The sequence below is a fragment of the Actinomycetota bacterium genome (assembly GCA_040754375.1).
GTDB lineage: Bacteria > Actinomycetota > Acidimicrobiia > Acidimicrobiales > AC-14 > JBFMCT01.
In genome coordinates this window covers 1-12,545 of the sequence record JBFMCT010000012.1, presented here as the reverse complement: position 1 = coordinate 12,545, position 12,545 = coordinate 1, and the positions used below count along the sequence as shown (strand labels likewise).

General features: G+C 74.1%; 9 protein-coding genes. 6 read left to right on the top strand and 3 right to left on the bottom strand.

Annotated features, from left to right (window positions below):
* The first annotated feature begins 72 nt into the window (after positions 1-72).
* Together AB1673_07205 and AB1673_07200 are read left to right on the top strand one after the other, a co-directional pair.
* Positions 73-762: a response regulator transcription factor gene (locus AB1673_07205; GenBank protein MEW6153761.1), complete on the top strand. Its 690-nt coding sequence runs from the start codon at positions 73-75 to the stop codon at positions 760-762.
* A 6-nt stretch (positions 763-768) separates the two neighbouring features.
* Positions 769-2,169 carry a HAMP domain-containing sensor histidine kinase gene (locus AB1673_07200; GenBank protein MEW6153760.1) on the top strand — a complete coding sequence of 467 codons (1,401 nt, stop codon included), beginning with the start codon at positions 769-771 and terminating at the stop codon, positions 2,167-2,169.
* 285 nt (positions 2,170-2,454) lie between these two features.
* Here AB1673_07200 and AB1673_07195 read toward each other — a convergent pair whose 3' ends face one another.
* On the bottom strand, positions 2,455-4,155 hold the full coding sequence (locus AB1673_07195) for a SpoIIE family protein phosphatase (protein ID MEW6153759.1): 1,701 nt from the start codon (positions 4,153-4,155) through the stop codon (positions 2,455-2,457).
* A 77-nt stretch (positions 4,156-4,232) separates the two neighbouring features.
* Between AB1673_07195 and AB1673_07190 the strand changes: the two genes are divergently transcribed.
* Positions 4,233-5,009 carry an alpha/beta hydrolase gene (locus AB1673_07190; protein MEW6153758.1) on the top strand — a complete coding sequence of 259 codons (777 nt, stop codon included), beginning with the start codon at positions 4,233-4,235 and terminating at the stop codon, positions 5,007-5,009.
* Here AB1673_07190 and AB1673_07185 read toward each other — a convergent pair.
* Positions 4,982-6,370 (bottom strand): hypothetical protein, encoded by a 1,389-nt coding sequence (locus AB1673_07185; protein ID MEW6153757.1) that lies wholly within the window; start codon positions 6,368-6,370, stop codon positions 4,982-4,984. The genes AB1673_07190 and AB1673_07185 overlap by 28 nt on opposite strands.
* Before the next feature lie 127 nt (positions 6,371-6,497).
* Here AB1673_07185 and AB1673_07180 point away from each other — a divergent pair, with 127 nt between their 5' ends.
* Together AB1673_07180 and AB1673_07175 are read left to right on the top strand one after the other, a co-directional pair.
* On the top strand, positions 6,498-6,797 hold the full coding sequence (locus tag AB1673_07180; GenBank protein ID MEW6153756.1) for a hypothetical protein: 300 nt from the start codon (positions 6,498-6,500) through the stop codon (positions 6,795-6,797).
* Positions 6,798-6,844: 47 nt separating this feature from the next.
* Entirely contained in the window at positions 6,845-9,685 is a 2,841-nt protein-coding gene (locus AB1673_07175; GenBank protein MEW6153755.1) for an AAA family ATPase, read from the top strand.
* A 19-nt stretch (positions 9,686-9,704) separates the two neighbouring features.
* Here the strand turns inward: AB1673_07175 and AB1673_07170 are convergent, their stop codons facing one another.
* Positions 9,705-10,967: an amino acid permease gene (locus AB1673_07170; GenBank protein ID MEW6153754.1), complete on the bottom strand. Its 1,263-nt coding sequence runs from the start codon at positions 10,965-10,967 to the stop codon at positions 9,705-9,707.
* 189 nt (positions 10,968-11,156) lie between these two features.
* Between AB1673_07170 and AB1673_07165 the strand changes: the two genes are divergently transcribed.
* On the top strand, positions 11,157-12,545 hold a 1,389-nt coding region (locus AB1673_07165), incomplete at its 3' end, for a hemolysin family protein (protein ID MEW6153753.1).

Below are 12,545 nucleotides of genomic sequence, written 5' to 3'. Positions count from 1 at the left end.
GCGCCGGCACTTCGACCGGCCTCCCGGCGGACTGTGAGGGTTCTCCCAGGTTTGGAAGCTCTACTTGAAGGCGTGGCCACGGTGAGCAGGGTGCTGGTAGTGGACGACGAGGAGTACATCCGCGACCTGGTGTCCTCCGCCCTGCGCATAGCCGGCTTCCAGTCGACGACCGCAGTCGACGGGCCGCGGGCGCTGGCCGCGGTGAGCGCCGAGAACCCCGACCTGGTCATCCTCGACGTCGGGCTCCCCGGTATCGACGGCTTCGAGGTGTGCCGGCGCCTGCGCGGCGACGGCGACGAGACGCCGGTCATCTTCCTGACCGCCCGGGACAGCCCCGAGGACCGGGTGTCGGGGTTCACCAGAGGCGGCGACGACTACCTGACCAAGCCGTTCTCCTTGGAGGAACTCGTGGCCCGCGTCCGGGCTGTGCTGCGGCGGACGCAGCGCTCCGGCACCACCGACCACCGGTTGCGCTACGCCGACCTGGAGATCGACGAGGACACGATGCGGGTCAGCCGGGGAGACCGGCCAATCCAGCTCTCGCCTACAGAGTTCAAGCTCCTGCGCTTCCTGCTCATCAACCGCGAGCGGGTGCTCTCCAAGGGCCAGATCCTCGACCATGTGTGGCAGTACGACTTCGGCGGGAGCGGGGGAGTGGTCGAGAACTACATCTCCTACCTCCGCAAGAAGGTCGACGACGTCGAGCCGCACCTCATCCACACCGTACGGGGCTTCGGGTACGTGCTCCGTCAGGAGCCGTGAGCCAGGATGATCCGCCGGCGCCTCGTCGCCTCGATCCTCGCCGTCGTGGCTGGCGTAACCGGCCTGGCCGGGGTTCTGATCATCGATTCCCTCGAACGGCGGCTACTGGCCGGCGTCGACCGGGAGTTGGAGACACGGCGGGTCGCGGTGGCACCTCCCTCGGGCGGGGGCTTCGGCCGGCGCCCACCGTTGGCGGCCCGCAACGACCCCGGCTCGCCCTTCGACGTCCGCCGCTACGCCTTCGTCCTCCTCGGTCCCGATGGGCGGGCGTTGTCCGCCCTACCCACCGGGCCGCCCGACGATCCGGGCCCTCTCCCAGACGTGTCGGGCCACCCGCCGACAGACCGGGCCTTCACGGTGGGGAGCGTGGGCGGCAGCGGCCTGCGCTACCGGGCCATCGGGATCCCCCAAGCCGATGGCGGCACCCTTGTCGCCGGCATCCCGCTGGCCGAGGTCGACTACGCGGTGCGGACCGCCCGCGGCGTCGTGTTCCTGGCCTGGCTCCTGGCCGTGGCCGCCACCGGGATCATCGTCTGGGTGACGGTTCGCCGGGGCCTGCGCCCCATCGACCAGATGATCGGCACGGCCGAGCGCATCGCCGAGGGTGAGCTGTCCCAGCGGGCGCCTGTTCCTGTGCCCAGGAGCGAGGTCGGCCACCTGGCCCGCGCCCTCAACGTGATGCTGGACCGCATCGAGGAGGCCCTGGCCGTCCAAGCCATGTCGGAGGCCAGGTCCCGCCGCTTCGCGGCTGACGCCTCCCACGAGCTGCGCACACCGCTGACCTCCATCCGTGGCTACGCCGAGCTGTACCGCCAGGGCGCCCGGTCGGAGGAGGAGGTGGTCCGGGCCATGGCCCGCATCGAGCAAGAGGCCCTACGGATGGGCTCCCTGGTCGAGGACCTCCTGCTCCTGGCCCGGCTCGACCAGGGCCGCCCGCTGGCCCGGGAGCCCGTCGACCTCGTCAAGGTCGCCCTCGAGGCGGTGGCCGCCGCCGGCGCCGTGGAGCCGGACCGCCCGATCCGAGTCGAGGTGGGCGGGGAGCCTGTGGAGGTCTTGGGCGACGCCCACCGCCTCCGCCAGGTGTTCGACAACCTCCTGGCCAACGTACGCGAGCACACGCTTGCGGGGACACCGGCGTCGGTCCACGTGGGCGCCACCGGGGGCAGGGCGACGATCGTCGTCGCCGACGAGGGGCCGGGCATGACCAGCGAGGAGGCGGCTCGCGCCTTCGACCGGTTCTGGCAGGCCGGCGGCGACACGTCGCCGACGGGGCGGGGCGCCGGCCTCGGCCTGTCGATCGTGGCTGACATCGTGGCCGCCCACGGGGGCGAGATCCGCCTCCACACCGTTGCCGGCCAGGGGGCGACGTTCACCGTGTCCCTACCCCAGGAGCCGGCCCTCTCGTAGCCATCTCCCAGGCCCGGGTGACGTGGCTCCCAGCGGCGCTGCGGACGATGGTGACATGCTCGCCGCCCGCCGGTTGACCGTCTTCTGCTTGTCCGCACCACTCCCGAGGACGGGCCCCTGTGCCCGACCCTGGTGAAGGTGGCCGCGGCCACGCTGAAGTTCCTGCAGGAGTCCGCGGGCGAGGCCTGATCGCGGCGGTGACCAGCGTTCCCCGCGCCGCGCTCAGGGCCCTCGCCGCTTCGGGTGGCCCCGGTGTGGTTCCGGCATCGGCCACTTGTCCCAGGCCTAGGGGACGGGCAGCACAGCCCGGCGCACGGCTCGGACCAGGGTCCGTTCCCCCTCCCGGCGCACACTCACCTCGTCGCTGAGGGCCTCGACGACATAGAGGCCCCGGCCGTTCTCCAGCTCGGTGTCGGGGGTCTCGTCGTCGTAGTAGCGCTCGCCCATCTCGAAGCCGGGGCCGTCGTCTTCCACCTCGACCACGATGGCGTCGGCCTCGGCCCAGGCCCGCAGGGCGAGGGCGGTCGGTGCCCCGCTGGCGTGGCGGACGGCGTTGGAGGCCAGCTCGGACGCCACCAGCAGTAGGTCGTCGCGCTCGGCCTCGTTGACCGAGAGCTGCTCCAGCCAGTCCGAGAAGAGGTGGCGGCCCAGTGGGATCGTGGCCGTCAGGGGGGAGAAGCGGTACTCGAACGGGGCCAGGTGGCCGGCCGCGTCGGCCGGCGGCGGGGTGCGCCGGCGCAGGACGAGGGCCAGCGAGTCATCGCGCCGCTTGGCCCCTGACAGGGAGCGCTCGACGAGCGAGCGGGCCACGTGGGCCGACGGGTAGCGGGCGATCTGGCCGGCCGCCCGGGTGAGGTTGTCCAGGCCGACCAGCACGTCCTTGGTCGACTCGATGAGCCCGTCGGTGTACAGGACGAGGGTGTCGTTGCGGCCCAGGGTCAGCTCGACCACCTCGCTGCTGCCGGCCCCCGGCCAGCCCACGGCGATCCCCGGGACCGAGACCAGGCGCACGTCGCCGTCGGACGTGACGACCAGCGGCGGCGGGTGGCCGCCCCCGGCCAGCACGACGCGCCCGTCGGCCGGGCGGTAGCGGGCCACGACGACCGTCGCCACCAGATCGGGGTTCTGGCGGGTCAGCAGGGCGTCGGCCCGGGCGATGAGGCCCTCGATCGGGTAACCGTCGAGCACGAGCAGGCGCAGGGCGTGGGTCACGGCCACCGCGTCTTTGGTGGCGGCCACACCTTTGCCCATGACGTCGACCACGGCCAGGTAGATGTCGCCGTCGGGCAGGACCAGCCAGTCGTGGAGGTCGCCCCCCGAGGGGACGCTGGGGTCGGCCGGGAGGTGGTGCACGCCGAGCTCGGCCGCGCCGTCGGCTTCGATGGCCGGCATGGGCGGGTGAACGGCCTCCTGGAGCTGGTGGACGACCTCGCGCTGCACCTCTTGGATCTCGGTGAGGACGCTAAGGCGGCGCTCGTTGTCGATGGCCACCCCCAGGTGGGCGGCCAGGACCCGGGCGTCCTCGGGGCCGTGGGGGCTCAGGTCGTCGGCGTCCGGCGCCCACCCCAACAGGACCCCTCGGGCCCCGCCGTCGGCCGACCGGACGGTGGCCGCCACCACCTCGGCCGAGGCCGGCAGGCTGGCCCTTTCCAGGAACTCCCGCCACCGCCGGTCCCGGCGCAGCTTGTCCCCCCGCAGCTCGTCGGCCCCGCCCTTGCCCATCACGAACCGGGCCACGGCCGGGCGCACCAGCTCGTCGAGCTCGAACGTGACGGCCCCGCTGCCGGGCGTCAGGGCGCTGTCGTGGCCCGTCAGGTCGAGGTAGCCGGCCAACACGGCGCCCGTGAGCGAGCGCAGGGCGTCGACCGCCCACGCCACCTTCTCGGCCAGCGGCGACGATCCGTGGAGGGCGATGGCCATCTGGGTCATCAGTTCGACCGGGGACGGCGGCGACGGGCTCTCGTAGTCCAGAGGGACCTCAAGCATCCACCCCAGAGGGTAGTTCCCAAGGCCAGGCGCCGGCGCGGTAGCCGGGGACGGGGCTGGCTCTATCCTCGACCGCCATGCGCTGGGTCGGCAGTGGTGAGAGCGGGAGCGGGGTGTCCGAGCGCCGCTTCGAGCTGACCGTGGGCGACCGGCCCGTCCCCGGGTGCCTGTGGCGCCCGGCCGACCGGCCCACGGGGCCGTCGCCTCTGGTGCTGATGGCCCACGGCGCCACCCTGCACAAGCGGGTGGACCACCTGGTGGCCCTGGCCCACCTCCTGGTACGTGACCATGGCATCTCCGCCCTGAGCCTCGACGCCCCGGGCCACGGGGACCGCCGGCCCGACCGCACGGCCGACGAGGTCGAGCTGTTCGGCAACTTCCTGGCCGAGTGGGCCCGGCCGGGCAGCACCGACGAGGTCGTCGAGGAGTGGGCCAGGGCGCTCGACACCGTCCATGGTGAGACAGGGGCGGGCGAGGGCCCGATCGGCTTCTGGGGCCTGTCGATGGGCACCATCTACGGGGTGCCGTTCGTGGCCTCCGAGCACCGGGTGCAGGCGGCCGTCTTCGGCCTCATGGGGCTGCTGGGGCCGACCCGCGACCGCCTGGAGGCCGACAGCCGGGCGCTGGCCTGCCCGGTCCTGTTCGTCCAGCAGTGGGACGACCAGCTCGTGCCTCGCGCCGACGCCCTGGCCCTGTTCGACGCCGTCGGCTCGATGGACAAGCGGCTGCACGCCCACCCCGGGCTCCACGCGGCCGTCCCCGCCGAGGAACTGGCCTTCTCCGTGGAGTTCCTCGCCCGCCACCTGGGCGAGGGCCCGGCAGAGGATCAGGGGCCGACGGCGCGGGCCAGGTAGGCGGGGTCGACCTCGGCCGCGAACCGGCCGCCGGGCACGTCGACGAACCAAACGTGCAACGCAGCCGGGGGCACGAGGGGCACCTGGCCGGCCGGGCACGTCTCGCCCGGCGAGCTCATCACCGTGGCGATCTCCCAGTTGGCGGGCGAGAAGCAGAAGTTGTCGTGGACGTGCCAGCGCGTCAGGCACCCGCCCGGCTCGGGGCCGTACTCCCCGGGGACGTTCACGAAGTACATGGCCCCCACCAGGACCGGGCCCCGAGCCGTCGGGGTGTACATCAACGACTCGGGCCGGGTCGGGTCGAGGACCCGCCCGTCGCGCGTGTAGGACGCCTTGGTGTAGTGCTCGGTGACCGTCGGGTTCGGAGGCCCCTCGTAGCCGTCGGCCAGCGCCGCGGCCAGCGATCGGTAGCGGGCCGTGCCCACCTCGGTGTCGGCCACCAGCTTGGCCGCCCCCTGGCGCTCGGCGGCTGTGGGCCGGCACTCGCCGGGGGCGTGGGAGTTGACGACCCCGATCCCGTGGACATCGGGCCCGGGATCGGGCGCCAGGGGCCCGGAGGCCAGGGGGGGCTGGGCCGTGGACGCCCATTGCACGGCCCCACCGGTGGTGGCCACGGCCATCGTCGTGGCCACCACGACGAACGCCCTGGCCGACGACGACGACAGCCGCCGCCCGGCCGACATCGACAGGGCGCGGATCGTGGCGCCCGCCAAGCCGAGCACGGCCAACGCCCCGCCGGCCACCAGCAGAGCGTGTGACCGGTTGGAGAACGAGAACAGCGTCCCCTCGGCGTGCTCGGCCCCGGGGTCGCGAGCGTGGACGACGGCGTCCCACACCAGGCCGCCGAGCATGGCCGCCACCCCCAGCAGGCCAACGGCCAGATAACGGGTGAGGGACCGCACGGGCAACGGTGACCGCGGCCGCGGGCCCCCCTTGGGCGGCGCTGGTGGTGGGTCGCCCGGGGGCTCGTCCCCGCCCCGGGCCTCCCCGGTGGACGGCACCACAGATCCCTCGGCCGCTGGTCCGTCCTCGGGTGGCGTAGGGCCTTCCGGTGGGGCGGGGGCGGCCGGCGGGGTCGGGGCCGGGGCCGCGACGGTCCCGGTCCCGGTCTCGGTCTGGGTCTGGGCCTGGGTCTGGGCCTGGGTCTCGGCCGGGCGAGGGGGGCGAGCCAAAGGAAGCCCGGTCGCCAGCAGGGCGGCTACCGCGGGGCCCCCGGGCGGGAAGGCTTCGAGGAAGAGGCCGTCTTCCCACTCGATTGGGGCGCCTGGCCCGGTCCCGTCGGGGTGCCCGTCGGGGTGCGCGCCAGGACCCGGGCCTGTACCGATCCGTTCGGCTGCTTCCTGCTCAGTGGCGCCGTGCAAGCCGCCCTCCTAGGAGGCTGGTAACCAGAACCCTACCCCGCCCACCGACCGGCCCAGCCGGCAACCCGGCGTTGTGGCCAAGGCGCCGTTATCGTGCGTTCAGCACGGCCAGCGAGAGGGGACAGGCATGGGTTTCATCCAGATCGTCGAGTTCTCCACCGACAAGCACGAAGAGGTCAAGGCCCTCCAGGCCCGGTTCCTGGAGGCGACCGAGGGCAAGCGCACCACCGCCAGGGTCACGGTCACCAGCGACCGCGACAACCCGAGCCGCTACATGGTGATCGCCGAGTTCCCCTCCTACGAGGCGGCCATGGAGAACTCCAACCTGGCCGAGACCGACGCCATGGCGTCGGAGATGGCCAACCTGGTGGACGGGCCTCCCACGTTCCACAACCTCAACGTGCTGGAGCGGATATTGGAGGGCTGAGCCAGCCCCGGCTCAAGGTGGGGGGCGGAGCTGCCGATAATCGGCCGGTGACCTCGCGTGCCCCTGCCGGACAGGGCCCGCCGGTCGCCGGGGCACCCGTGCCCCGGCCCCGGTCGCGCCGCCGACCTCTACGCAAGACGGGCGGGCCCAACCCCGCTCGCCCTACCGGCGACGGGCCCCTCCAGGTGGCCGACGGCGGCAACCTCGTCGGCCGGGACGCAGAGCTGGCCCGGCTCCTCGCCCTCTGGGCCCAGGCGTCGTCGGGTCGCGCCCGCTTGGCCCTGATCGCTGGGCGAGCGGGCACGGGCAAGACCCGCCTGGCCGCCGAGGTGGCGGCCCACGCCGAGGGATCGGGCGGTCGGGCCCTGGCCGGGAGCTGCCGGCGCGATGGTCCCCAGCCCTACGAACCGTTCGTAGAAGCCTTGGGCCCGACGCTCGCGGGCGTACCGGACGAGTGGGCCGCGGCCCACGCCGCCCGCTACGGCGACGCCCTGGCACCGCTGTTCCCGGCCCTCGGCCCCCGGGTTAGGGGCAGGCCCGCAGACCCCGTCCCGTCGCGGACCAACCTGCTCAGCGCCCTGGCCGACGCCGTCACCGGGCCCCGGCCCGAACCGGTCCTCCTGGTCATCGACGACCTCCACTGGGCCACTGAGTCCACCGTGGCCGCCGTCCTCCACCTCCTGCGCCACAAGACGGCCTCGCCCCTTCTCGTCCTATGCACCTACCGTGACACCGGGATCCTGGCCAGCCATCCCCTGGCCCAGTTGATCGACGAGCACGCCTCCCCGCCCCCGGCCCGGATCATCCTCGACGACCTCTCCCCCCACGAGATCGGGGCGCTGCTCGTCGACCGTGCGGCGGTGGCCGGTGCCACCGCTGTGAGCCTGGCCCGCCGGCTGTGGACGGCTACCGGGGGCAACCCCCTCTTGGTGACCGAGACGGTGAGGGACCTGGCGGCTGCCGGAGCGTTCGCCGGGGGCTCGGTGGACCAACGGGTCGTCGAGCGGGTGGGCGCCCCCCGAGACGTGGCCGCGCTGCTCGCCCGCCGCTTGCACGCCGTTCCACCCATCGTCCACCGGGTGCTGGAGGCGGGCGCGGCCATCGGGCCCTGCTTCGACACCGCCACCGTGGCTGACCTCTGCGAGATGCGCGAGGACGACGCGGGCGGCGCCCTCGACCGAGCGGCAGCCGCCGGGGCGCTGGTCCCGGCGGGACGCAGCGGCCGGTACCGGTTCGTCCACGACCTGGTCCGCGACGCCGTCCACAAGTCGGTGGCGCCCAACCGCCGTGTGCGCCTGCACCACGCCCTGGCCGAACGCCTGGAGGAGCAGACCGGCGGTCGTCCGGCCGGGCCCGGTGACGCGTCCCGCCTCCTCCACCACCGGGTGGAGGCCACGCCCGTGGGGCGTTCGCCCGACGCCGTCCGCCATGCCCGCCAGGCGGGCGAGGCCGCCCTCGCCGTGCAGGCCTACGAGGAGGCCGCGGGGTACTTCGGCCAGGCCCTGGCCTTCGCCGGCAACGGCGCCGCCCCGGTGCTCAAGGCTGACCTGCTCACGTTGCTGGGCTCGGCCCATGACCGCTCCGGCGAGCAGGCTCGCGCCCGCCAGTCCTACCTGCAGGCCGCGGCCTACGCCCGGACGGCGTCCGACGGCCCCCGGCTGGCGGCCGCCGCCTTGGGGCTGGGTGAGGTGGTCGACGTGTGGGGCGCCGACGGGTTGCTGATCGACCTGCTGCGCCAAGCCCTGGCCACGACCCCCGAGAGTGCCTCGCTCCGGGCCCGGCTCATAGCCCGACTGGCCCAGGCCGAGGCCGCGTCGGTCAGCCCCGACGAGCGCAAGGCCCGCAGCGACCAGGCCTGGGAACTGGCCTGGGACAGCCGAGACCCGGCGACCATGGGCGCTGTCCTGCGCTCTCGCCACCAGGCCCTGAGCGCGCCCGACGACCTCGAGGACCGTGTCGAGATCGACGGCGAGCTGTACGCCATGGCCCACCATGCCCAGGACGCCGAACTGCTCATCGAGGCCCACGGCTGGCGGCTGGTCGACCTGCTCGAACAGGGCCACGTGGCCGACGCTCAAAGGGACCGCCAGCTTCATGGCCGCCTGGCCCGGCGTTCGGGTGACCAACGCCATCGGCGGGACGCGGAGATGTGGGCGGCCACCTTCGCCACCCTCGAGGGTCACCCCGAGAGGGCCATCAAACGCATGGGCGCGGCGCTGTCGCTGGGCAACCGGGTGGGCGACGCCATGGCTCCCTCCTACTTCTGGCTCCAGCAACTGGCCGTGGCCCTCGACTGGGGGAACGAGGACGAACTGGCCGGCCTGGTCGACGTCTGGACCGACCTCGTGCGGCGCCACGACCGCGACCCTGCCTGGCGGTCGTCGCTGGCCCTGCTCCTAGCCCGCTCCGGCCGCCGGGCCGAGGCGGTCGCCGAGCTAGACGACCTGGCCGACCAGAGCTGCGCCGACATCGCTCTCGACCGCCACTGGCTGGCCACGGTGACGGCCATCACCGAGGTGGCCGCCCTGGTGGGCGACGACCGCTCCACCCCGCTGGCCCGGCTGCTGGCCCCCTACTCCCGCCGGCTGGTCGTCGTCGGGCCGGGGGTCGCCTGCCGGGGATCGGTGGCCCGGGTCATGGGCCTGGCGGCCGCCACCGCCCGAAGGTGGGGCGCCGCCGAACGGCACTTCCAGGCTGCCCTGTCGGCCCACGAACGAATCGGGTCACCGCCCCTCGTGGCCCGCACCAGGATGGAGTTCGCCCGAGCCCTGTGCTCCAAGGAGGGCGGGCCGCTGCACGTGGGCCGGGCCCAAGCCATGGCCGAGCAGTCGTTCGAGGAGGCCGGCTCGCTCGGGCTCATCAGGGTCCTGGCCGAGGCCGGGACCTGAGGGCGAGCGGCCCTTCCCCTCACCGACGGCGCCCGGCGACCGCCCGCGCCCACCACAGGAAGGCACCAGCGCCCAACACGGCCAGGCCCGCGACCACACTGGCGGCCGGGAGTGTCAAGGCCAGCAGCAGGCAACCGGCGGCACCGACCCCCGAGAGGCCGCGGGGCCAGCGGCGCAGCTCGGCGGGCAGCGTCCAAGCCGAGGCGTTGGTCACCGCGTAGTAGACGAGCACGGCGAACGAGCTGAACCCGATGGCCCCGCGCAGGTCGACCACCAGGACGAGGGCGACGATCACCGCCCCGGCCGCCAGCTCGGCCCGGTATGGGGCCCGGTGCACGGGGTGCACGGCCTCCAGGGCGCGGGGCAGGTCGCCGGCGGCCGCCATGGCGAAGGCCGTACGGCTCACCCCGGCGATCAGCGACAGCAACACGCCGAGGGAGGCCACCACCCCACCCGCCCTGACGGCCGGGCCCAACCAGGAAAGGGACCCGGCCTCGGCGGCCGTCACCAGGGGGGCGTCGGAACCAGCCAGCGCGGCCGGGCCGGCAGCCAGCAGGGCGGCCAGTGCCACGGTGGCGTACACCATCAGGGTGATGCCCAGGGCCAGCGGTATGGCCCGGGGGATCGTGCGCTCCGGGTCGACGACCTCCTCGCCCAGCGTGGCGAGGCGGGCGTAGCCGGCGAAGGCGAAGAACAGCAGGCCGGCCGACTCCAACACCCCCTTGGCACCACCACCCAGGACGGGGCCCAGGTTGGCCGTCGAGGCCGCCCCCCCGAGCAGGGTGGCGGCGACGGCCGCGGCCAGGGCGGCCAGCACGACGGCGACGATCAGGCGCGTCAACCAGGCCATCTTGGTCACCCCCCGGTAGTTGACGGCTGTCAGCGCCACCACCGCGCCGACAGCCAACGGGCGCGACCAACCAGGGGTGGCGTAGGCCCCGAAGGCGAGGGCCATGGCCGCGCAACTGGCCGTCTTGCCCACCACGAACCCCCAGCCCGCCAGGCATCCCCAGAACGGCCCGAGGCGCTCGCGGCCGTAGACGTAGGTCCCTCCTGACACCGGGTACACGGCGGCCAGGGCGGCCGACGACGTTGCGTTGCAGTAGGCGACGACGGCAGCCAGGGCCAGGCCCACCAGCAGCCCACTGCCGGCGGCCGCGGCCGCCGGCCCCACGGCCGCGAACACCCCGGCGCCGATCATCGAACCCATCCCGATGACGACGGCGTCGAAGAGCCCGAGCCGCCGGGCCAGGCGGGAGGGATAGGGGCGGTCGGCCGTCAAAGCGGCGACGGTCCCCGGGCCGGGCCGGTGGCGCGCCGGCCAGCCGTTCGGAATGTAGCTTGGCGGGGCACCAGTGAACCGCGAGACCGACCCTCCACCCAGACCGAAACCGGTCCGCCCCCCTGTCCCGCCCGCCGGTAGCGCGCCACGCGCCGCGACGGGCCGGCGCCCGTACCCGCACCCGTACCCGTGATCGAGGCGCTCGGCGTCGCCGCCGTGGTCGGCCTGATCCTGGCCAACGGCTGGTTCGTGGCCATGGAGTTCGCCTTCGTGGCCGCCCGCCGGGGCCGCCTCCAGGAGGCGGCCGCCACCGGCGACGCCAAGGCGGCCATCGCCGTGAAGGTCCATGAACGCCTGTCGTTCATGCTCTCGGGAGCCCAGCTCGGCATCACCGTCACTTCGTTGATCGTAGGTTTCATCGCCGAACCGGCTATCGGTCGGCTCCTGGAGCCGCTCGTCGGCCGGCTCGGGGTGAGCGAAGGCGCGACCACGGGGGTGGCCTTCGGCATCGCCTTCGCCCTGGCCACCTCGTCCCAGATGGTCTTCGGTGAACTGGCCCCCAAGAACCTGGCCATTGCCAAGCCCGAGCCCCTGGCCCGGGGCCTGGCCCGCGGGACCTGGCTGTTCATCCGCATCGCCGGGCCCCTGATCCGGTTCTTCGACTCCTCGGCCAACCGGCTGCTGCGAGCCCTGGGGATCGAGCCGGTCGAGGAGCTGAGGGACACGGTCGGCACCGAGGAGCTCGACCTCATCGTCGAGGAGTCCGCCCGCCGGGGCACGCTCAGCGAGGCCGAGGCCAACCGCCTGGCCCGGGCCATCGACTTCCAGAAGCTACGGGCGGCCGACGCCATGGTCCCTCGCACCCGGGTCATATCGGTGGCGGCCGACGCTTCCGGCCGGGAGCTGCGTGACCTGCTGCGCGACGGCCACAGCCGCTTCGCGGTGACGGCCCCCGGGGGCGACCTGGACGACGTGGTCGGAGTCGTCCACGCCCGCGACCTGCTGACCCTTCCCCGGGAAGCACGCGACGCCGCCCGCGTCAGCACCCTCATGCGGGAGCCGACCGTGGTGCCCGACAGCCTCGGGCTGGGCGAGGTCCTGGTCGCCCTCCGGCGGGCGCGCACCGAGCTGGCCGTGGTCGTCGACGAGTACGGCGGGACGGCGGGCATCGTCACCCTCGAGGACGTCGTCGAGGAACTGGTCGGCGACATCAGCGACGAGTCCGACCCGGCCGTGGACGAGCACGTCGAAGCCCGGGGCGAGGGCCGGTGGGCGGTCCCCGGGTGGTGGCGCATCGACGAGGTCGAGCGTGACACGGGGATCGGGCTTCCCGAGGGCGACTACGAGACGATCGGCGGCCTCATCATGGCCCAGTTGGGCCGTATCCCCGACGCCGGCGACCGCGTCGACCTGGAGAACGCGGCCGTCATCGTCGAGGCCATGGACGGGCGCAGCGTGGCCCGGGTGGCCCTGGAGGCCACCGCCGACCAGGCCGAGGGCGACGAGGCCGGGCCGGGCGAGGCCGGTGCCGAAGGCGAAGCCGGGCCGGGCGAGGCCGGTGCCGAAGGCGAGGCCGGG